At 60.7% G+C, this 21571-nt stretch carries 20 protein-coding genes; 7 read left to right on the top strand and 13 right to left on the bottom strand.

Annotated elements, in window-relative coordinates:
* Window positions 1-244 precede the first annotated feature (244 nt).
* The 9 genes from hflC to GKKCFE_RS01170 form a co-directional block, all read right to left on the bottom strand.
* Window positions 245-1114, bottom strand: coding sequence for a protease modulator HflC (hflC, locus tag GKKCFE_RS01210; RefSeq protein WP_047227313.1), 870 nt, complete (start codon window positions 1112-1114; stop codon window positions 245-247).
* Window positions 1114-2286 (bottom strand): FtsH protease activity modulator HflK, encoded by a 1173-nt coding sequence (gene hflK, locus GKKCFE_RS01205; protein ID WP_139048559.1) that lies wholly within the window; start codon window positions 2284-2286, stop codon window positions 1114-1116. Before hflK ends, hflC begins: the two co-directional genes overlap by 1 nt.
* A gap of 85 nt (window positions 2287-2371) precedes the next feature.
* The gene (hflX, locus tag GKKCFE_RS01200; RefSeq protein WP_047227311.1) at window positions 2372-3673 is read right to left on the bottom strand and encodes a ribosome rescue GTPase HflX; all 1302 of its coding nucleotides are present in this window, start codon (window positions 3671-3673) and stop codon (window positions 2372-2374) included.
* A gap of 12 nt (window positions 3674-3685) precedes the next feature.
* Window positions 3686-3946 carry an RNA chaperone Hfq gene (gene hfq / locus GKKCFE_RS01195; protein WP_047227310.1) on the bottom strand — a complete coding sequence of 87 codons (261 nt, stop codon included), beginning with the start codon at window positions 3944-3946 and terminating at the stop codon, window positions 3686-3688.
* A 91-nt stretch (window positions 3947-4037) separates the two neighbouring features.
* Window positions 4038-5009, bottom strand: coding sequence for a tRNA (adenosine(37)-N6)-dimethylallyltransferase MiaA (gene miaA / locus GKKCFE_RS01190; protein ID WP_139048560.1), 972 nt, complete (start codon window positions 5007-5009; stop codon window positions 4038-4040).
* Entirely contained in the window at window positions 5009-6922 is a 1914-nt protein-coding gene (mutL, locus tag GKKCFE_RS01185) for a DNA mismatch repair endonuclease MutL (RefSeq protein ID WP_076382898.1), read from the bottom strand. Before mutL ends, miaA begins: the two co-directional genes overlap by 1 nt.
* Entirely contained in the window at window positions 6919-8349 is a 1431-nt protein-coding gene (locus tag GKKCFE_RS01180; RefSeq protein WP_047227307.1) for an N-acetylmuramoyl-L-alanine amidase, read from the bottom strand. The genes mutL and GKKCFE_RS01180 overlap by 4 nt, the downstream gene beginning before the upstream one ends.
* The gene (gene tsaE, locus GKKCFE_RS01175) at window positions 8349-8819 is read right to left on the bottom strand and encodes a tRNA (adenosine(37)-N6)-threonylcarbamoyltransferase complex ATPase subunit type 1 TsaE (protein WP_047227306.1); all 471 of its coding nucleotides are present in this window, start codon (window positions 8817-8819) and stop codon (window positions 8349-8351) included. The genes GKKCFE_RS01180 and tsaE overlap by 1 nt, the downstream gene beginning before the upstream one ends.
* Window positions 8807-10306 (bottom strand): NAD(P)H-hydrate dehydratase, encoded by a 1500-nt coding sequence (locus tag GKKCFE_RS01170; RefSeq protein ID WP_445577397.1) that lies wholly within the window; start codon window positions 10304-10306, stop codon window positions 8807-8809. The genes tsaE and GKKCFE_RS01170 overlap by 13 nt, the downstream gene beginning before the upstream one ends.
* 63 nt (window positions 10307-10369) lie before the next feature.
* Between GKKCFE_RS01170 and queG the strand changes: the two genes are divergently transcribed.
* Window positions 10370-11449 carry a tRNA epoxyqueuosine(34) reductase QueG gene (gene queG / locus GKKCFE_RS01165; RefSeq protein ID WP_445577396.1) on the top strand — a complete coding sequence of 360 codons (1080 nt, stop codon included), beginning with the start codon at window positions 10370-10372 and terminating at the stop codon, window positions 11447-11449.
* Here the strand turns inward: queG and GKKCFE_RS01160 are convergent.
* Window positions 11431-12045: a trimeric intracellular cation channel family protein gene (locus GKKCFE_RS01160; protein WP_171061284.1), complete on the bottom strand. Its 615-nt coding sequence runs from the start codon at window positions 12043-12045 to the stop codon at window positions 11431-11433. The two genes, queG and GKKCFE_RS01160, sit on opposite strands and share 19 nt — an antisense overlap.
* A 260-nt stretch (window positions 12046-12305) precedes the next feature.
* Window positions 12306-12848, bottom strand: coding sequence for an oligoribonuclease (gene orn / locus GKKCFE_RS01155; RefSeq protein WP_047227302.1), 543 nt, complete (start codon window positions 12846-12848; stop codon window positions 12306-12308).
* A 252-nt stretch (window positions 12849-13100) separates the two neighbouring features.
* Here orn and rsgA point away from each other — a divergent pair, with 252 nt between their 5' ends.
* The gene (gene rsgA / locus GKKCFE_RS01150; RefSeq protein ID WP_047227301.1) at window positions 13101-14132 is read left to right on the top strand and encodes a small ribosomal subunit biogenesis GTPase RsgA; all 1032 of its coding nucleotides are present in this window, start codon (window positions 13101-13103) and stop codon (window positions 14130-14132) included.
* A gap of 171 nt (window positions 14133-14303) precedes the next feature.
* On the opposite strand, the gene motB is transcribed toward rsgA, so the two are convergent.
* Complete coding sequence (gene motB, locus GKKCFE_RS01145) at window positions 14304-15341, bottom strand: flagellar motor protein MotB (RefSeq protein ID WP_339491637.1); 1038 nt, start codon at window positions 15339-15341, stop codon at window positions 14304-14306.
* A gap of 1 nt (window position 15342) precedes the next feature.
* The gene (gene motA, locus GKKCFE_RS01140; RefSeq protein WP_139048564.1) at window positions 15343-16194 is read right to left on the bottom strand and encodes a flagellar motor stator protein MotA; all 852 of its coding nucleotides are present in this window, start codon (window positions 16192-16194) and stop codon (window positions 15343-15345) included.
* Window positions 16195-16360: 166 nt separating this feature from the next.
* On the opposite strand from motA, the gene GKKCFE_RS01135 reads away from it, so the two are divergent.
* The 5 genes from GKKCFE_RS01135 to GKKCFE_RS01115 all read left to right on the top strand — a co-directional run bounded on the left by GKKCFE_RS01135 (window position 16361) and on the right by GKKCFE_RS01115 (window position 21548).
* Window positions 16361-17899: an HDOD domain-containing protein gene (locus GKKCFE_RS01135; protein ID WP_445577395.1), complete on the top strand. Its 1539-nt coding sequence runs from the start codon at window positions 16361-16363 to the stop codon at window positions 17897-17899.
* Window positions 17900-17941: 42 nt separating this feature from the next.
* On the top strand, window positions 17942-18757 hold the full coding sequence (locus tag GKKCFE_RS01130) for a rhodanese-like domain-containing protein (protein ID WP_445577394.1): 816 nt from the start codon (window positions 17942-17944) through the stop codon (window positions 18755-18757).
* Window positions 18758-18776: 19 nt separating this feature from the next.
* The gene (gene asd, locus GKKCFE_RS01125) at window positions 18777-19640 is read left to right on the top strand and encodes an archaetidylserine decarboxylase (protein WP_439125447.1); all 864 of its coding nucleotides are present in this window, start codon (window positions 18777-18779) and stop codon (window positions 19638-19640) included.
* Between the two features lie 104 nt (window positions 19641-19744).
* Window positions 19745-20962 carry an O-antigen ligase family protein gene (locus GKKCFE_RS01120; protein ID WP_445577393.1) on the top strand — a complete coding sequence of 406 codons (1218 nt, stop codon included), beginning with the start codon at window positions 19745-19747 and terminating at the stop codon, window positions 20960-20962.
* Entirely contained in the window at window positions 20952-21548 is a 597-nt protein-coding gene (locus tag GKKCFE_RS01115; RefSeq protein WP_139048569.1) for a serine acetyltransferase, read from the top strand. Before GKKCFE_RS01120 ends, GKKCFE_RS01115 begins: the two co-directional genes overlap by 11 nt.
* Window positions 21549-21571: the final 23 nt, after the last annotated feature.

Below are 21571 nucleotides of genomic sequence, written 5' to 3'. Positions count from 1 at the left end.
CCCATGCGCAAACCCCGCGCATGAGCAACGTGACGAATGGCCTGTAGTCGGCCTCGCCAAGCACTTTCCTCGAAAAACCTGTCGAGCCGTTCAACCCGACGCCTGCAACAAAAACCGCAATCGAACGTGCAGACGCAAAAAAGCCGGGAATTTCCCGGCTGCCGCATCATACACACGTTTTCCCAAAGGATCACCCCGCCCGACGCTTTAGCCGCCGGGCGGAGTGCTTCAGGTCAACGTCGCATCAAGGCTTGGACTTTTCCAGGTACTGGAAGAAGTCGCTGCTTGGGTCAAGGACCAGGACGTCGGATTTGTCCGCAAAGCTTTCACGGTAGGCACGCAGGCTACGGTAGAACGCGTAGAACTCCTGATCCTGACCATAGGCTTTGGCGTAGATCGCAGCGGCCTGGGCATCACCGTCACCGCGCAGCTCTTCCGATTCACGGTAGGCTTCGGCCAGCAATACGCGGCGCTGACGATCGGCGTCGGCACGGATGCCTTCAGCCAGCTCGTTACCCTTGGCGCGGTGCTCGCGAGCTTCACGCTCACGCTCGGTGCTCATCCGCTCGAACACACTGCGGTTCACTTCCTTGGGCAGGTCGATGGCCTTGACCCGGACATCGACAACTTCGATACCCAGCTCTTTTTCCGCCATCGCGTTCAGTGAACGAGTGATGTCGGCCATGAGCGCATCACGCTCACCAGACACGACTTCATGCAGCGTACGCTTACCGAACTGGTCACGCAGGCCCGACTCAAGACGACGGGACAGACGCTCGTCGGCAATCTGCTTGAGACCGGAAGTCGCGGTGTAGAAGCGCTCGGCATCTTTCACGCGCCACTTGGCGTAGGCGTCCACCATCACGGCTTTCTTTTCCAGCGTCAGGAAGCGTTGTGTCGGTGCATCCAGTGTCATCAGGCGGGCATCGAACTTACGCACCTTGTTGACGTACGGGACTTTCACATGCAGGCCCGGCTGGACATCCGCCTGGACCACGCGACCGAATTGCAGCAACACCGCACGCTCGGTCTGAGCCACGATGTAGAAGCAGTTCCAGGCAGCGATCGCCACGACGACACCGACAATAAGGGCGATCAGCGATTTATTGCTCATCAGCGACTCTCCCTGGTACGTGCTTGCTGTTGCTGCTGCTCCGCCGCCGCGCGGGCATTGGCTTCATTGCTGGCCGCTGCCGTGCTGGACGGTGGCGTGCCGGTTTTACGACTGCCTTCGACCATCTTGTCCAGCGGCAAGTACAGCAGATTGCTCTGGCCGTTCTTGTTGCCGGTCACGAGGACCTTGCTGGTGTTGCTGAAGACTTCCTGCATGGTGTCCAGGTACAGACGCTCACGGGTGACTTCAGGCGCCTTGCGATACTCGCTCACCAGTTTGGTGAAGCGATCTGCCTCACCCTTGGCGCGGGAGACCACTTCGTCGCGGTAACCGTTGGCATCTTCAATGATGCGCTGGGCCTGACCACGGGCTTCCGGCACGACGCCGTTGGCGTAGGTCTCGGCCTGGTTGCGCGAACGCTGCTCGTCTTCACGGGCACGGATCACGTCATCGAAGGCTTCCTGGACTTCACGCGGTGCCGCTGCGCTCTGAACGTTGACCTGGGTAACGGTGATACCGGTGCGATAGGTATCGAGGAACCTTTGCAGGCGCTCCTTGATTTCGCTGGCCATCAACTCACGACCTTCAGTCAGCACCTGATCCATGGCGGTAGAGCCCACCACATGACGCAAGGCACTTTCAGTGGCGTGCTGCAGGCTGATTTCCGGTTGGTCGACGTTCAGCACGAAGTCTTGCAGATTGGAAATCTTGTATTGCACGGTCAGCGGCACTTCGACGATGTTCTCGTCTTCGGTGAGCATCTGGCCCTGCTTGGTATAGGCACGCTCACGCGTGACGTTTTCCATGAACTTCTTGTCGATCGGCGGGAAATAGATGTTCAGACCCGGACCGACAGTCTCGTAGTACTTGCCGAAGCGCAGCACCACGGCCTGCTCCTGCTCGTCCACGACATATACCGCGCTGTACAGCCAGACAGCCGCGAGCACGACAAGACCAATGCCGAGCAGGCCATAACCGCCACCCTTGCCCGAACGGCCACCACCATCGTCACCGCGTTTCTTACCACCACCGAACAAACCGTTCAGGCTTTCCTGCAGCTTTCGGAAGGCCTCGTCGAGATCCGGCGGCCCCTTGCGGTCGCCGTTGTTACGACGTTTTCCACCCCAGGGATCCTGATTATTCGAGTTGCCACCCGGCTCATTCCAAGCCATAGCGCTCTCCATCTGATAAAGCAAAGACGCACCCACGGCGCGCCGACCAATGCTACAGAATGCCTGACACAGCTTTCTCAGGCTTTTATTGCAAAGTGTGTTGCTCGATGAATTCCATCGGCTGCAGCCCTTCGCGACTGACCAGTCGATTGAGCTCCGTCCGAGGCAGGCGAACCGCCAGCAGGCAGACGCCTTCTTCGTCGTGTTCTTCTTTCTGCACCGCTCCGAGCTCAAAGAACTGGGCCCGCAACCGGGCGAAACGTTGCGGCAACTTCAGCGTGCCAACAAACAGGTCGTTGCCCAGCAGCTCCGCCACGGCCTGCTTGAGCAGGTCGAGGCCGGAGCCGTCGCGGGCCGATAACCAGACCCGCTGCGGCTTGCCATCGGCATCGCGCTGGATCTGCGGCTCCACGCCTTCGAGCAAATCGAGTTTGTTGTATACCTCGAGGATCGGCAAGTCCTGGGCTCCGATCTCGCCCAGCACCACCATGACCTGCTCGATCTGCAGCATCCGGTCCGGCTCGGCGGCATCGATCACGTGCAGCAGCAGGTCGGAGTTGCTCGACTCTTCGAGCGTAGCCCGGAAAGCCTCGACCAGCTTATGTGGCAGGTGCCGAATGAAGCCCACGGTGTCGGCCAGCACAATCGGCCCGAGGTCGTCCAGATCGAGCCGGCGCAGGGTCGGATCGAGCGTGGCGAACAGCTGGTCGGCGGCGTAGACATCGGACTGGGTCACGTTATTGAACAGCGTCGATTTGCCGGCGTTGGTGTAACCCACCAATGAAACCGTCGGGATATCAGCACGCTTGCGGCCACGCCGGGATTGCTCGCGCTGGCTGCGGACCTTTTCCAGACGCCCCTTGATCTGGCGCAGGCGAACCCGCAGCAAGCGCCGGTCGGTTTCCAGCTGGGTCTCACCCGGACCACGCAGACCGATACCACCCTTCTGCCGCTCAAGGTGGGTCCAGCCACGAACCAGTCGCGTACTCATGTGCTCAAGCTGGGCCAGTTCGACCTGGAGCTTGCCTTCATGGGTACGGGCGCGTTGGGCGAAGATATCGAGAATCAGCCCCGTCCGGTCGATCACGCGACACTCGAACACACGCTCGAGGTTACGCTCCTGACTGGGCGTGAGGATGTGATTGAAAATCACCAGGTCGACCTGCTCGGTTTTGACCAGGTCGCGCAATTCCTCGACCTTGCCGCTACCTATCAGGTATTTGGCGGTTGGCCGATGACGCGGCACGTTAAAAAACGCGACGGTCTCGGCGCCGGCCGAAAGTGCCAATTCCTGAAACTCCTGCGGATCTTCGCGCGCCTCAGGGTCTTGTCCATCCAAGTGAACGAGAATGGCCCGCTCACCCCCACCGTGGCGCTCAAAGAACAAAGGAGACTCCTATCAAGCGTTACCCGGTTCAGCGTCACCGGCTTCGGATTCGGTTGCGCTAGGCAGACGAATCGCACGCACAGGCACTACTGTCGAGATCGCGTGCTTGTAGACCATCTGGCTGACGGTGTTTTTCAACAGGATGACGAACTGGTCGAAAGACTCGATATGGCCTTGCAGTTTGATCCCGTTGACCAGATAGATGGACACCCCAACTTTCTCTTTACGTAAAGTGTTCAAGTAAGGGTCTTGTAGCGAATGCCCTTTTGACATGTGCCGCACTCCTTTAAGGATCAATAATTAAAATCGGAATCAGATGGCTTGGGCCGTCACACCCCCAAGGATAGACGGCAATTGCAAGGACTCAGCTCAATATGGAGATGGTCCCAAGGTATTTCAAGGCGCGCGGCAGATTGTCGCAATCAAGACTGTCAAGCCAATGCAAGTCAGTCCAGCTCCGCAGCCAGGTGAACTGGCGTTTCGCCAATTGGCGCGTGGCAATGATTCCACGCTCCTGCATCTCGGCTGACGTCAGCTTGCCGTCCAGATAGTCCCAGACCTGTCGATAACCCACCGCACGTATAGACGGCAACCCGGCATGCAGGTCACTTCGCTCACGCAGGGCTACGACCTCGTCTATGAATCCCTGTTCCAACATTAATGTGAATCTTTGTTCAATTCGCCGATGCAGCACTTGCCGGTTCGCCGGAGCGATGGCCAGATTGGCGACAGTATAGGGCAATTGTTGCATTCCCGAAGCGGCTGCTTCAGTACTTTGCGCAGATTGTCGCTGTCGCAGGGCCGTCATGCTCTGCCCGCTGACCCGATAGACCTCCAGCGCCCGGCTGAGCCGTTGCGGGTCGTTGGGGTGAATGCGGGCCGCCGACTCCGGGTCGATGATCGCCAGTTGCTCATGCAGGGCTTGCCAGCCAAGGCGTGCAGCCTCTTCTTCGATCTGCGCGCGCACGTTGGGATCGGCAGCCGGCATGTCCGCCAGCCCCTCGACCAGAGCCTTGTAGTACAGCATCGTGCCGCCCACCAGCAGCGGAATCTTGCCTCTGGCGGTGATGTCGGCCATGGCCTGAAGGGCATCGCGACGAAAATCCGCTGCCGAGTAAGCTTCGGCCGGATCCAGGATGTCGATCAGTCGGTGCGGGAACTCGGCCAGCAGCTCTTTTGACGGCTTGGCCGTGCCGATGTCCATGCCCCGGTAGACCAAGGCCGAATCGACGCTGATCAGCTCGCAGGGCAGCACTTTGGTCAACTCAATGGCCAGGTCGGTCTTGCCGGCTGCGGTCGGCCCCATCAGAAAGATCGCAGGTGGTAACTGGCTCATCAACGACCGCGCAGGAACAGTTTGTCCAGGTCGTCCAGGCCCAGTTGGGTCCAGGTCGGCCGGCCATGGTTGCATTGGCCGCTGCGCTCGGTGTTTTCCATATCCCGCAGCAGGCCATTCATTTCCGGCAAGGCCAGACGCCGGTTGGCGCGGATTGCGCCGTGGCAGGCCATGGTGCCGAGCAGTTCGTTCAGGTGCGCCTGGATCCGGTCGCTGGTGCCGTACTCCATCAAGTCCGCCAGCACGTCGCTGACCAGTCGGTTGGCCTCGGCCTGCTTCAACAACGCCGGGATCTGCCGGATCGCCAGGGTTTCCGGGCCCAGGCGCTGCAGCTCAAAGCCCAGGCGCTGGAACCAGCTCACATGCTCCTCGGCGCAATCGGCCTCACGCTGGCTGACCGCCAGGGATTCAGGCACCAATAGCGGTTGCCCGCTAAGGCCTTCGCTGGCCATGGCGATCTTCAGCCGCTCGTACATGATCCTCTCGTGGGCGGCATGCATGTCTACCAGAACCAGGCCTTGGGCATTTTCCGCGAGGATATAGATGCCTTTGAGCTGCGCCAGGGCATAACCCAGTGGCGGAATATCACCCTGGCCGTCCGGCAACGCCGCCGCACCGGCCTCAGGCAGGGGCTTGAAGAACTCGCGATAAGCCGCCTGAGCTTCGGCGGCGGGCACGCTCGATTGCGCACGCGGGGTGTATTGGTACTGGTAACCGCTGCCCGCGCCGGTCCCGGCGGCGTTGTAGGTCGGCTGGGGCTGGGGTTGCTCCAGCAGTGCGTTGGCGGCCAGGCGCATTTCGCCCTGAGGCCCGAATTCGCCAGCCTCCAGCCCCGTTGGCCGGACCATGCCGGCAACTGCCGCTGGTGCCGCCAATTGATCTTCGGGGCGCACATCACCCAAGGCGCGGTGCAAGGTGCCGTAAAGGAAATCGTGCACCATGCGCCCGTCACGGAAGCGTACTTCATGCTTGGTGGGATGCACGTTGACGTCCACCACCGCGGGATCGACTTCGAAAAAAAGCACGAACGTTGGATGCCGACCGTTGAACAACACGTCGCGATAGGCCTGGCGCACCGCGTGGGCCACCAGCTTGTCGCGCACCGCCCGCCCGTTCACGTAAAAGTACTGCAAGTCCGCCTGGCTGCGAGAAAAAGTCGGCAGCCCGACCCAGCCCCACAGGTGCAGGCCATTGCGCTCCACTTCGATGGGCAGAGCCTGCTCCAGGAACCCGGCACCGCACACCGCGCCAACGCGTCGAGCACGGGCCGCATCATCATGGGCCTCGTGCAGGCTGAGGATGGTCTTGCCGTTGTGGCGCAAATGGAACGCCACGTCAAAACGCGCCAGCGCCAGACGCTTGATGACTTCCTGCAAATGATCGAATTCGGTCTTCTCGGCCTTGAGAAACTTGCGCCGGGCCGGGGTATTGAAGAACAGGTCGCGCACTTCCACCGAGGTGCCCACCGGATGGGCCGCGGGCTGGACGCGAGAGGCCATGTCCCGGCCTTCGGTCTCGACCTGCCAGGCCTGGTCGGCTTCGCGGGTACGCGAGGTGAGCGTCAGGCGCGACACCGAACTGATGGAGGCCAGCGCCTCGCCACGGAACCCCAGGCTCATGACCCGCTCGAGGTCTTCCAGATCGCGGATCTTGCTGGTGGCGTGGCGCGCCAGGGCCAACGGCAGGTCGTCGGCAGGAATGCCGCCACCGTCATCGCGCACACGCAGCAGCTTGACACCGCCCTGCTCGACATCCACATCGATGCGCCGGGCCCCGGAGTCGAGGCTGTTCTCCAGCAACTCCTTGATCACCGACGCCGGACGCTCGACCACCTCACCGGCGGCGATCTGGTTCGCCAGCCGGGGGCTGAGCAGTTCGATGCGGGCAGTGCTGCCGGTCAGTTCATCGCTCATTGCTTGACCACCACTTCGTTGCCGGGAATGGTCAGGGTCTGGCCGATCTTGAGCTCGTCGCTCTTGAGATTATTGGCACTGCGCAACGACGCGGGCGACACCTGATAGCGCACCGCGATCATTGCCAGGGTTTCGCCAGGATTGACCCGATGGTCTCGCGGCCCCTGGGCGATCTTGCCGGAGTCTCGTAGCCAGGCGATGTAGGTGCCCGGTGGCGGGTTCTGCTGGAAGAACTGTCGCACGCCGCTGCTGATGGAACGGGCCAGGGCCTGTTGGTGGCTGGAGGATGTCAGCTTCGAGGCTTCGTTGGCGTTGGAGATGAACCCGGTTTCCACCAGAATCGACGGGATATCCGGTGACTTGAGCACCATGAACCCGGCCTGCTCGACGCGTCGCTTGTGCAGCGGCGTGACACGCCCAATGTTGCTCAAGACTTTTTGACCGACGTTCAGGCTGGACGTCAGCGAGGCGGTCATCGACAAATCGAGCAGCACGCCGGCGAGCATGCGGTCCTTGTCATCGAGGCTGACGTTACCGGCACCGCCAATCAGGTCGGAACGGTTTTCGCTGTCAGCCAGCCAACGGGCGGTCTCGGAGGTGGCCCCCCGGTCAGACAGGGCAAACACCGAGGCCCCGAACGCGGCTTTTGAAGGGGCGGCGTCGGCATGGATCGAGACGAACAGGTCCGCGCCCTTCTTGCGGGCGATTTCGGTACGGCCACGCAAGGGGATGAAATAGTCTCCGGTACGGGTCAGCTCCGCGCGAAAGCCCTTCATACCATTGACCTGACGCTGCAACTCACGGGCGATGGACAACACCACGTCCTTTTCACGCTGCCCTCGCGAGCCAGAGGCACCCGGGTCCTCCCCCCCGTGACCGGCATCGATCACAACGATGATATCGCGCTTGCCGGAAGGCGCCGGCGGTAGCTTGAGAGCAGGCTCGGTCGGCGTGACCGGCACCGCCGGCACTGTGGCGACTTTGGTCGGCGGCGCAGGCGGTGGCGCGGCATCGCCCGGGTTGTCGAACAAGTCCACCACCAGTCGGTTGCCGTACTGGGCGTTGGGCGCCAGGGTGAAGCTTTTCGGGGTCACCGCCTTATTCAGATCGACGACCACCCGCAGGTCAGTCGGCGTGCGCTGAGCCGAGCGAATGGCCGTGATCGGCGTGTTGGCGGTGGCGGCTGTCAGCGGCGCCCCCAGGGATGCGCCATTGATGTCGATCACCAGGCGATCCGGAGCGGTCAGGGTGAATACGCTGTGCTGCACCGGCCCCGTCAGGTCGAACACCAGACGAGTGTTGTCCGGCGCCCGCCACAGACGAACGCTGCTGACCTTCGTCTGTGCCACAGCATCGACGGCCAGTGCCGTAAGCAACATTCCTACGACAGCAACCACCGCGCGAAAGCGCATACCAAACCCCATCATCAATTAGTTTCCAGTGCCAAAGCGGCACACCACGACTCGCCACGCGAGCCTTGCGGCGTCAGTATCAACGAACGCCCGCCGTTCTGCGCGCCAATGGTAATGGTCAGGTCGGGCTTTGGCAAAAAGCCTGCACCCTTCTGGGGCCATTCGATCAGACACAAGGCGTCATCTTCGAAGTAATCGCGGATACCGAGGAATTCCAACTCTTCAGGGTCCACCAGTCGGTACAGGTCAAAATGGAAGGCACGAATGTCGCCGATTTCGTAGGGTTCAACCAACGTGAACGTAGGACTTTTCACTGCGCCGACGTGTCCCAGGCCACGAATAATGCCGCGGGACAAGGTGGTTTTTCCCGCGCCGAGGTCGCCCTCCAGAAAAATCAGACCATGGCCAGCCGTGGTACGCGCAATGCGCGCCCCCAATTGCGTCATGGCTTGTTCGTCCGCCACGTACAGGGTTACTTCAGACACGGTGAATGCTCCTCCAACAACTGACGAATGGCCGGGATCAGATCGGTCGCCGCCAATCCCCGGCCCGACTGACCGGCTTGCGCACCGGCATTGGCATGCAGCCACACCGCCAGGCAGGCGGCGTCAAAGCCATCCATGCCTTGGGCGAGCAACGCACCGACCACCCCGGCCAGCACATCCCCGAGGCCTGCCGTGGCCATGGCCGGATGGCCCTGGCTGCAAACCGACAGGCGACCGTCTGGACTGGCAATCAGGCTGCCAGCGCCTTTGAGAATCACTGTGGCCGCGTATTGTTTGCTCAATGCGTGGGCCGCCGCCGGACGATCGGCCTGCACCTGAGCCGTGGAGATACCCAGAAGCCGCGCCGCCTCGCCCGGATGAGGGGTGATCACACAGTGCGCGGGCAAACTGACCGCGCCACTGCTCAGCAGGTTCAGCGCATCGGCATCCCACACCTGGGGCAGCAATGCGTTGGCCGCCGCCGACAACAAGCTACGTCCCCACGCAGCCTGGCCGAGGCCCGGCCCCACCACCAACACACTGACCTGCTCAAGCAACCCCATCAATTGGTTTGCTGAGTGGGTGCCCTGCACCATGACTTCGGGTAAACGCGTCAGCGCAGCGGACACATGCTCGTTGCGAGTGGCCATGGACACCATCCCCGCGCCGCAACGCAGGGCACTCTCGGCGCTCATCTGGATAGCCCCGCCAAAACCTCGATCGCCGCCGATCAATAGAACATGACCGAACTTGCCTTTGTGGGATGCGCGCGCGCGCGGCGTCAGACCCGGCAGATTAGCGGGCTGCAGAAGCCGGGCCGTGGCCGGCGCCGCCTCGACGATGTCGGGATCGGCATGCAGATCATTGAATATCAGTTCACCGACCCGGTCCGCCGCATCGCCTGTGAACAGGCCCAGCTTCAGGCCGATAAAGGTTACGGTCAGGTCGGCCGTCACTGCCGTACCCAGCACCCGTCCCGTGTCGGCACACAAGCCCGAAGGGATATCCACCGCGGCCACTGGCAGGCCACTGACATTGATGGTGTCGATTGCCCGAACGTAGGGCTCGCGTACTTCGCCACTCAATCCCGTGCCGAGCAAGGCGTCGAGCAGCACGCCGCGCAAGTCGGACTCGTCCGACCATGGCTCCACCGGCACACCCACCGCCACCGCCTCGGCGTGGGCATTGGCGGCATCCCCCTGTAAACGCCGGGGCTCACCCACCGTCAGCACCCGCACTGACCAGCCGGCACGGCGGGCCAGGGTCGCCACCAGATAACCGTCGCCGGCGTTGTTGCCATGCCCGGCCAGCACGGTCAGCTCGCTGGCGTCTGGCCAGTGCCGGACAATGGCGCGCCAGGTGGCGCGGGCGGCTCGCTGCATCAATTCGAAGCCAGTCGTGCCTGCCGCAATCAGCTGTGCGTCAAGGGCCCGAACCTGCGCGGCACTGTACAGCGCGTCGGGAAAATCATCTTTAGTGTGCGGCATGCGTCTTCGGGCTCCGATGTCTGGCAGAATTATACGCATCTCAGCTCCGGTTTCTCTCGCCTCATGCCCGTCATTCCCACAGACCTCCCCGCCCTCGCCCAATCCATCAAGGACTGGGGCCGCGAGCTGGGTTTCCAGCAAGTCGGCATCAGCGGCCTGGACCTTGCCGAGCATGAGCAACATTTGCAGCGCTGGCTCGACGCGGGCTATCACGGCGAGATGGACTACATGGGCGCCCACGGCAGCAAACGCTCGCACCCCGAGGAACTGGTGCCGGGCACATTGCGTGTGGTTTCCCTGCGCATGGACTACCTGCCGGGCGACACGCAAATGGCGCAGATGCTCGGCCAACCGGAAAAAGCCTACGTCTCGCGTTATGCATTGGGCCGCGATTACCACAAATTGATCCGTAAACGCGTGCAGCATCTGGCAGAAAAAATTCAGGCGGTCATTGGCCCCTTCGGTTATCGGGCCTTCGTTGACAGCGCACCGGTGCTGGAAAAAGCCATCGCCGAGCAGGCAGGGCTGGGCTGGATCGGTAAAAACACCCTGGTACTGAACCGCAAGGCCGGCAGCTACTTCTTCTTGAGCGAGCTGTTTGTCGACCTGCCGCTGCCGGTTGACCCGCCCCACGCCAGCGAACACTGCGGAAAATGCACCGCATGCCTGGACATCTGCCCTACGAATGCCTTCGTCGGCCCCTACGTCCTGGATGCGCGACGGTGCATTTCCTACCTCACCATCGAACTCAAAAGCGCCATCCCCGAGGAACTGCGGCCATTGATCGGCAACCGGGTGTTCGGTTGCGATGACTGCCAGATCGTCTGCCCGTGGAACCGCTTCGCCCGACCGTCCGGAGAAAGCGACTTCAAACCGCGACACAACCTGGACAATGCCGGGTTGGCCGAGTTGTTCATGTGGGACGAGGAAAAATTCCTCAGCAGTACCGAGGGCTCGCCCCTGCGCCGCGCCGGGTACGAACGCTGGTTGCGCAACCTGGCGGTGGGGCTGGGAAATGCACCTTCAACCATCCCGGTCATGCAAGCGCTTGAAGCGCGGCGCGATTACCCATCGGAACTGGTGCGCGAGCATGTGGAGTGGGCGTTGCGCCAACACGCCGAGCGTCAGACCTCGTCGTTGTAGACGAACTTCGGCATTTCCCAGTGAAAGCGGATCGCCAGGAGCCGCAACAGGAAACCGCCGAACAAGGTGATGAGGATCGCCTGCTCGCTCGGCAACTGCAGATAGACACACAGCATGTAGCACCACGCCGCGGCAAACGAAACGCTGGCATAGAGCTCGCGACGGAAGATCAGCGGGATATCGTTACAAAAAATGTCACGCAGGATGCCACCGAAAACGCCGGTAATCACGCCACTGACCGAAGCCACCAACATGCCATGGCCCATTTCCAGGGCGGTCATGCAGCCGATCAGGGTGAACGCCACCAGGCCCACGGCGTCGAGCACCAGGAATAACGAGCGCAAATGGCGCATCCAGCGCGCCAGGATCACCGTCAGCATCGCCGCCGCGGTGGTCAGCACCAGATATTCCGGGTGCCTGACCCAGGTGAGCGGGTAATGACCGAGCAGCACATCGCGCACCGAGCCGCCACCCAACGCGGTGACGCAGGCGATCAGCACCACGCCAAACCAGTCCATGCCACGACGCCCGGCAGACAAAGCCCCAGTCATGGCTTCGGCGGTGATGGCGATCAGGTAAAGCATCAGCAACATGATGGCGGTCCTTGCAGGAAGGCGCGCAGTCTAGCCAGTTTGGGCAGGCACCAAAAGAGGGCGCGACACCGTCTTCTGCCTGAGCGCCATGCCGCCCGTTCAAACTACCCCTGTGGCGAGGGAGCTTGCTCCCGCTCGGCTGCGCAGCAGTCGCCAAACCGGACAACTCGATCTACCTGAAGCTGTTGGGCCTGCTTCGCAGGCCAGCGGGAGCAAGCTCCCTCGCCACAAAAGCGTGCTCGCACAACAGCCGAGGAGCCGACTTAGAACTTGATGAAGTGCTTACGGTAGTGCTGCAGCTCGGCGATGGACTCGCGGATATCGTCCAGGGCCAGGTGGCTGCCGCCCTTCTGGAAGCTGTCACGCACCTCAGGTGCCCAGCGGGCGGCCAGTTCCTTGAGGGTGGAGACGTCCAGGTTGCGGTAGTGAAAGTAGCTTTCCAGGGATTTCATATGGGTATAGAGAAAGCGACGATCCTGGCAGATGCTGTTGCCACAGATCGGTGACTTGCCCTTGGGCACCCACTGCTCAAGAAAGGCGATGGTTTGGGCTTCGGCCTCAGCCATGCTGATTTTGCTCTCGCGCACCCGTTGGGTCAGGCCTGAGCCGCCGTGCTGGCGAGTGTTCCATTCGTCCATACCCGCCAGGACCTCGTCGCTGTGATGGATCGCGATCACAGGGCCTTCGGCCAGGGTGTTGAGATCACTGTCGGTGACGATGGTGGCCATTTCGATGATGACGTCGGTGTCCGGGTTCAGACCGGTCATTTCCAGGTCGATCCAGATCAGGTTCTGCGGGTTCTGCATGGGGGAGCTCCTCGGCGTAGCTGCGCAGTTTAGCTTAGGCTTTGAACGAAAAGTGCCTGCGCGACGATCATGCTGCGTTGAAAACAGCCTCGGAATGCTCATTGACCACCAGTCAACGCTGCTTCCTCGCCTGTTTTCGCCCTGCCTGCTCGCTGCTCGGCGACTTTTCGTTCAAACCCGAGGCTGGGCCTTGAGCGTGCTAAACTCGCGGCCGTTTTTACCTAATCGCTGCATTCTTCGTACGGAACACCCATGGCCAAACGCCAACTCAATCGTCGTCAAAACTGGCGCATCGAAAAGATTCAGGGCGAGCGCGCCGCCCGCGCCGCCAAACGCGAATCCAGCGCGGTACAAGCGCTGGAGGGCGGCGACCTGGGCCCTGAACAGACCGGTCTGGTGATCGCGCACTTCGGTGTACAGGTCGAGGTCGAGGCCCGTGAAGGCGAATTGGCCGGCCAGGTATTCCGCTGCCACCTGCGAGCCAACCTGCCGGCCCTGGTCACCGGCGATCAGGTGGTCTGGCGTGCCGGCAACCAAGGCATCGGCGTGATCGTGGCTCAACTGCCGCGCCACACCGAACTGTGCCGTCCGGACAGCCGAGGCCAGCTCAAGCCGGTGGCGGCCAACGTCGACATGATCGTCATCGTCTTCGCCCCGCTGCCCGAGCCCCACGCCAACCTGATCGACCGCTATCTGGTCGCGGCCGAACACGCCGGCATCCGCCCCTTGTTGCTGCTCAACAAATTCGACCTGATCGATGAACACAACGCCCCGGCGCTGAACGCACTGCTCTCGGTCTATCGGCACTTGGGCTACCCGGTGCTGGAAGTTTCGGCTCACCACGGCGATGGCATGGAGAAATTGCAGGAACAACTGGACGGGCGCATCAGCGTGTTTGTCGGCCAGTCCGGTGTCGGCAAGTCGTCGCTGGTCAACAGCCTGCTGCCGGAAGTCGAGACGCGCGTCGGGCCGTTGTCCGAGCTGTCCGGCCAGGGCACTCACACCACCACCACTGCGCGGTTGTTCCACTTCCCCGGCGGCGGTGAGCTGATCGACTCGCCGGGCATCCGCGAGTTTGGCCTGGGTCACGTCAGCCGAGCCGATGTGGAAGCGGGGTTCATCGAGTTCAACGACCTGATCGGCACCTGCCGTTTCCGCGACTGCAAGCACGACCGCGAACCCGGTTGCGCCCTGCTCAAGGCGCTGGAAGACGGTCGTGTGCAACAGCAACGGATGAACAGCTATCGCTCGATCATCGCCAGCTTGCCGGAAAGCAGTTACTGATCTGAAAGGAAGGCAAGCCGGACACAGTTGTGGCGAGGGGATTTATCCCCGCTGGGGCGCGAAGCGCCCCTCCTTTTTATTCAACCCCGAATATCAGATGAAAAAAGAGGGGCTGCTTCGCAGCCCAACGGGGATAAATCCCCTCGCCACAGGTTGCGCTCGCCAGTCAGGTCACTGCGCAGGCGGCTCGGCCGGTTTCGGCGCGAGATCATCGAACAGATTCAGACGCTCACGTACCTCATGGGCGGGAACAGGCTGCTGGTCCGCCGGCAATGCGTTCGGATCCGCCGCCGCGCCGGGCGTAACCGGCACTTCACCCGGCGCGCCATCGCCCTGGGCCGGGTCCGGCGCCGGGTCATCGGTTTGCGAACCTTCGATGGCTTTCTGGGCCTTCTTGGTCAACACCACGATATCGATCCGCCGGTTGACCGGGTTGAACGGGTCTTTGCGGTCGAACAGCGCCGAGGAGGCATAACCGACCACCCGCGCCACCTGCTCGTCCGGATAACTGCCGGCCACCAGGGCCCGACGAGCCGCGTTGGCGCGATTGGCGGAGAGTTCCCAGTTACCGAAATCGCCTTTGCCGATGAAGGGCTTGGCATCGGTATGGCCACTGATGCTGATCTTGTTCGGCACCGCTTTGATGGTGTCGGCCATGGCCAGCAGAATATCTTCGAAATAAGGTTTCAGGCGCGCGCTGCCAGAGTCGAACATCGGACGATTCTCGGCGTCCATGATCTGGATGCGCAAGCCGTTCGGCGTGATTTCGAACAGGATCTGATCCTTGAACTTCTGCAGCTCTGGGTTCTCTTCGACTTTGTTCTGCAACTCTTGCAGCAACAACTCCAGACGCTCGCGCTCGACCTCCTCGGCCATGCCTTCGGCGTCATTGGCGTCTACCGTCGCCTTGTCGGGCTGAGGCTGGGATTCGACTTCAGGGTTGAGGGTGTTTTCCGGCGCCAGGACCGGCGAGCCGCCCAGGTCGATGATGTACGGCGTGCCGCTTTCGGAAAAACCCACCGGGTCCTTGAAGTAACCGGCGATGGCGATTTTCTGCTCTGGAGTCGCGGTGGACAGCAGCCACAGCACCAGAAAGAACGCCATCATCGCCGTCGCGAAGTCGGCGAAGGCGATTTTCCAGGCGCCCCCGTGATGCCCGCCGGCTATGCGCTTGACGCGCTTGATAATGATCGGCTGGTTGTTTTCCATCTTAGCGACCGCGAACCGCTTGTTCTAACTCGGCGAAGCTTGGACGGTGCGCCGGGTACAGGACCTTGCGACCGAACTCCACAGCCAGCGATGGAGGCATGCCCGAAGCCGAGGCCACGAGCGATGCCTTGATGGCTTCGTAGACATTGAGTTCTTCCTTGGCGTCGTGGGCCAGGGAATGGGCCAACGGGCCAAAGAAGCCATACGCGGCGAGAATACCGAAGAAGGTACCTACCAGTGCCGCACCTACGTGCAGGCCGATAGATGCCTGGTCGCCTTCGCCCAGGGAGGCCATGGTCACCACGATGCCCAATACCGCCGCGACGATACCGAAACCCGGCATGCCGTCGGCGATGCCGTTGACCGCGTGAGACGGGTGCTCCAGGTCTTCCTTGAGGCTGTACAGTTCCATGTCGAACAGACCTTCGAGCTCATGGGGAGCCATGTTGCCGGACGACATGATGCGCAGGTAATCACAGACGAACGCCGTCATGCGCTCATCCTTGAGCACCGTGGGGTACTTGGCGAAGATCGGGCTGGACGCTGCGTCTTCGATATCCCCTTCGATCGCCATCATGCCTTCGCGGCGGCTCTTGTTGAGGATCTCGTAGATCAGCCCCAGCACCTCAAGGTAGAAAGTGTGGCTGAAACGCGAGCCGAACATGCTCAAGGACTTTTTGAGCACGTGCATCGTCATGTAGCCGGGGTTGGCCTGCAGGAATGCGCCAAGGGCCGCGCCGCCGATGATCAGAACCTCAAAGGGCTGGATCAGGGCGGCAATCTTGCCATGGGAGAGCACGTATCCGCCCAGAACGCTCGCGAACACGACAATGATGCCGATAATTTTAGCCATAGATAGAAAGTACTTATTTAAGTCGGGTTCAAGGTCATATTCGGAAGCTGAAAAATCTCTTCTTCTACTTATCGGCAAAACTGCGCCAGACTATAGCCAGTTCAGGCGAAAAGCCAATTTGCCCCGTTCCGGGCGTAGATACTCCCTATGATGATCGCGTCCAGCCATGGCTAATGAAACGAAGGTTCCAACTCCACGACCGACCACGCTCGAAGGCTGGGTGAAGCTGCTCGAGGGCGTCCATCTGCCAGTGCCGCAGGCCAGTCATGACCTGGTCTGCAAAGCCATTGCCGACAGCCGCCGCTCACTGCGCGACATTGCCGAGCTGATCCAGGACAGCCCCGCCCTGGCGCTGAGCGTCATTCGTGAAGCCAACCATCACACCCATGGCAACTTTGCCGAACCGGCAGAAAATCTCGAAGTGGCCATCAACCGCCTCGGCCTCAAGCGCACCGAAGAACTGCTCGCCCGCCTGCCCTCGTTGCCGGAACAGCAAATCCCCCTCGCGCTGCGCCAACTGCAATTGATCAGCCAGCACGCAACGCAACAGGCCAATGGTTTTTTTGCCAGTCGCCTGGCGCGGCTGTGGCAAGACATCCACTGGGGCAGCCTGCTGTTTCTGTCACCGCTCTGGCCGCTGGCCCTGACTCATCCGGGATTGCTGGGCGAGTGGGAATTGCGGGTTGTCCATAAAGGCCAGTCAGCGAGCAAAGTGGAGCGCGAGCTGTTCGGCGTCAGCCTGCTGAAAATCTGCCTGGCGCTGGTGGAGACCTGGCGCCTGCCGGCCTGGGTGGCGCAGGGCTACCGCCTGCTGCTCAACGAACGCCGCGAGCTGGTGAAAGTGCTGCGCATCGCCCGGGACAGTGAACACCCGCTGCGCCAGCAGAATCGCCTGGACGATGACCCGACCCTGCGGCGCTGGCTCAATCAGCCAGCCAACACCGTGCTGCTAGCCAACGGCCTGGCCCTTTCAGCGCAACAGGCGTGGGACGGCCCTCACAGCACCCGCTGGCAATATCTGACAAGTTTGTATCTGCAGATGTCCATGGATGACGTCCAGCAGCAATTGCACCAGCAAGCCGTCATCAGTGCCCGCCACAACACCATGCCGGACCTCTGGCATCCGGCTGTGGCGTTGATCTGGCCCTGGGGCAGCCGACGCGTCCACCCGGGGCTGCTGCCGGCCGCCCCGCCCAGCGCCGAAGACCTGACCCAGTGGCGCAAGCAATGCGCCGAATTGCTGCTGGAACCGAGCCCGTTCAGCAACGCCATGCACCTGACCACCTCGGCACGGGACGCCTTGGTGGCATGCGGCATGCGGCGAGTGATGATTCTTATGGCCGACCGCAGCCAGACCAGCTTGCGCGTGCATCAGATCGCCGGCCTGCCCAAAGAAGCGGCGGCCATGAGTTTTTCCATCAGCCAAAGCAAAGTGTTGCAACGGTTGCAGGCCCAGCAGGCCCAGGTTCGCCTGAACCCGGACAACAACGCTCAGTTTTCGGCGTTGCTGCCGCCGGGCCTGCGCAGCCTGTTTCGCGGCGAACACCTGCTGTTGCGTTCACTGACCTGCAACAGCCGGGTGATCATGCTGGTGGCGGTGGACCAGGGCGGCGGGCCCTTCTCGGACGTGACGGTGCAAGCCTTCGGCAAAACCGTGCAGTGTATCGAACGCGCCTTGCACAGCTTTACCAACCGCGGTCGCTGATCTTGATACAATCTTTTCCCTTTGCGCCCCTGGAGACCTCACATGCCTGACTTCTCTGGCTTGCCGCTGGTAATCGAGCCGAGCGACCTGCTGTCGCGCCTCGACGCCCGCGAACTGATTCTGGTGGACCTGACCAGCGCCGCCCGCTATAGCACCGGGCACATCCCTGGCGCACGCTTCGTCGACCCCAAGCGCACCCAACTGGGCCAGCCCCCGGCACCAGGCCTGTTGCCAGCAAAAGCTGACCTCGAGACGCTGTTCGGCGAACTGGGGCACAACCCGAATGCGGTCTACGTGGTCTATGACGATGAAGGCGGTGGCTGGGCCGGGCGCTTTATCTGGCTGCTGGATGTGATCGGCCATTCGAACTACCACTACCTCGACGGTGGTTTGCTGTCGTGGCTGGACGAAGGCCTGCCGGTGTCCACTGAAGTGCCGCCGCCCGCCACAGGCCCGGTGAGCCTGACCCTGCACGATGGACCCACCGCCACCCGCGAATACCTGCAAAGCCGCCTCGGTGCCGCTGACCTGGCGATCTGGGACGCACGCGGGCCGCTGGAATATTCCGGCGAGAAAGTCGTCGCAGCCAGGGGCGGACATATTCCCGGCGCGATCAACTTCGAATGGACCGCCGGCATGGATCAGGCACGCAACCTGCGCATCCGCAGCGACATGCCGCAGATCCTCGAACAGTTGGGCATCACGCCTGACAAAGAAATCATCACCCATTGCCAGACCCACCACCGCTCTGGCTTCACCTATCTGGTGGCCAAGGCGCTCGGTTATCCGCGAGTCAAAGGCTATGCCGGCTCCTGGGGCGAATGGGGCAACCACCCTGATACCCCCATCGAGCTCTGAAGGTTCTTAAGGACAGTTAATGAAAAACCGCTTGTTCATCCTCAGCCAATACCTGCTACCCCACCACCTGCTGTCTCGGCTGGCCGGCTGCATTGCCGAATGCCGCGTGCGCTGGTTCAAGAACGCCTTCACCCAATGGTTCGCCAAACGTTATCAGGTGGACATGTCCCAGGCGCTGGTCGAAGACCTTACGGCCTACGAGCACTTCAATGCGTTCTTCACCCGAGCGCTGAAAGAAGGCGCCCGCCCGCTGGACCAGACTCCGGGAGCGATCCTCAGCCCCGCCGACGGTGCCGTCAGCCAACTCGGTCCCATCGAGCACGGCCGGGTATTCCAGGCCAAGGGCCACAGCTTCAGCGTGCTGGAACTGCTGGGCGGCGATGCAGCCAACGCAGCGCCGTTCATGGGCGGCGATTTCGCCACCATCTACCTGTCGCCCAAGGACTATCACCGCGTGCACATGCCACTGGCCGGCACCCTGCGGGAAATGGTCTACATCCCGGGACGGATTTTCTCGGTGAACCAGACCACCGCCGAAAACGTTCCGGAACTGTTCGCCCGTAACGAGCGCGTGGCGTGCATTTTCGACACCGAGCGCGGGCCGATGGCCGTGGTGCTGGTGGGCGCGATGATCGTTGCGTCCATCGAAACCGTCTGGGCCGGCCTGGTGACGCCACCCAAGCGCGAACTGAAAACCTTCCGTTACGACGAAGCCGCCCGGGCGCCGATCCACCTGGAGAAAGGCGCCGAGCTGGGCCGCTTCAAACTGGGATCGACCGCCATCGTGCTGTTCGGCCCGAACCAGGTGCAATGGGTCGAAGACCTGGTGGCCGGTTCGCCGGTGCAGATGGGCCAGGGGTTGGCACTGCCTCAGCTTGATTAAAGGGAGGCGGCTCGACTGGATTGAGCCGCCATCTCTCAAGCGAGACTTCCACTGCTCCGAAAGAATCTGACGAAGCTATTATCTATTACCCCTGGAAAACAGGCATGAAGAGTTCGGCTGTTTTAAGATACACATTGTTCATTTTAACGATCGGATTCACTACACACCTAACCGGGTTACTCTTCATCGTTGACGGCAGTACTTACACGACCATATCCAATCTTGGTCTTTTCCTGCCTGCGTTGATTTTATGTATTGGCGACACAGACCTGCGCAGAAGCCTTACCCAAAAACGATATCGACCCATTCTTCTACTGCTTGCCTTTTCTATGCTAATGGCATTGCTGAACCCCAACGCAGCGACACCTGCTTTTATACAATTCAAAACCGTGTTGTATATTACCCTGTACTTGGGTGCAATCCATATATTGAACAGGGAGGGACTACTTGAAAAATGCCTCACCCTTACCTTTGTAGTGGCGGGACTCTTTGCCATTGCTGGCTTGCTGATCCACTCCGTGCAACACGGGCAGAACATCCTGTTCAGTGGCAAGCGAATATTTAGCCTGGGTTATGGCGATTACGCGAATTTCAAGAACCCCATCATTGCCGCTCTTTACTTTGGTTTTTTTGGTATCTACGGTTTTCACCTACTGCTGACCAAAACCTTCGGTTTGTGGTCCAGAGTTCTATTCTCGGTGTGCATACTGGGCTTATCGATGTATCTGTTTTGCACCCTCTCCAGAGCTGTCTGGCTTGGATACGGCATGGCCGCCTGCACCACCATTCTTTTCCACCATAATTACAGATCAAGAAAATGGTTGTACCTGGCAGGTATATTTTTTATCGTTCTCGCGGCATGGTTATGGCCCATACTGATTCAGCAGCAAGGCCGTGGCTTCAGCCTGCGGGATGATATATGGGCCGGCTGGCTGAGCCGCTTTGGAGATTTCTGGATATTCGGCGCGGGAGCAGGTCGTGATTTTGACTTCTGCATTGCCGGGACAGTATGTTTCAACCAAGCACACAACTTGCTCCTTCAGTTCTTTTATGAATTTGGGATCATGGGCGCTGCACTGATGCTCCTAACCATTTTTTACGCCTTCAAATACTCTCTGGACAAGAGAGCCTGGAGGCTTCCCATGGGTTCGATTGGTCTGCCTCTATTCTTATTTGGTATTACCGCCGCCCTGTTTGACTATCACACCGTATTCAACAGACCGGGTGTCTATTGGATTGTCTTCTGGTTACCTATCGGAATAATTCTCTCCCAAACAACCCGTCCAGTTGTCCCGCACAAAGAGGCGGCTCATGCTCATTGATATTTTCCGGTCAGCCAAGCGTTACTGGCACATCGAAATTCTGGGTGGCCTGGATAAACCGTTCAAATGGAGACGGCTTTTCCTGAAGTGCCATAAGATCAACAGATACCGTTATTTGTTCTGGTTTCGCCTGGCCTATGCCATGCATCAGCAAGACAGTAAATTCTGGAGACGACGCGGCAAGCTGCTCAACGAACGAATAAGCCGCCAATTCAACGTCGAGATCATGCTGGGAGCCAGCATCGGGGAAGGACTTTGGATTGCCCACCCGAACGGAATAGTCATAACCTCCCATGCCATTATCGGGAAAGACTTCAGGATCTGGCAAAACTGCACACTTGGCATTAAGGGACAACGCGAATTCGCGGCATTGCGCATTGGCGATGGAGTAAGGGTTCACGCACACGCGTGCATTATTTCTGATGATCTCGAGCTGGGTGACAATGTCATTATTGGCGCCGGTGCTTTCGTCAACAAGAGCGTACCGTCCAACCACATGTACATCACTAAGAGCGTAGGTGAAATGAAGCGGTACGATCCTCAATCAATGGGTCGCCTGCAAAACCAGACGAAAAAAGGGGGCTGAAGAAGCGCAACCGCTCTTCGATT

Source organism: Pseudomonas sp. E141, from assembly GCF_052659885.1.
This window is presented reverse-complemented; position numbering and strand designations above follow the sequence as displayed.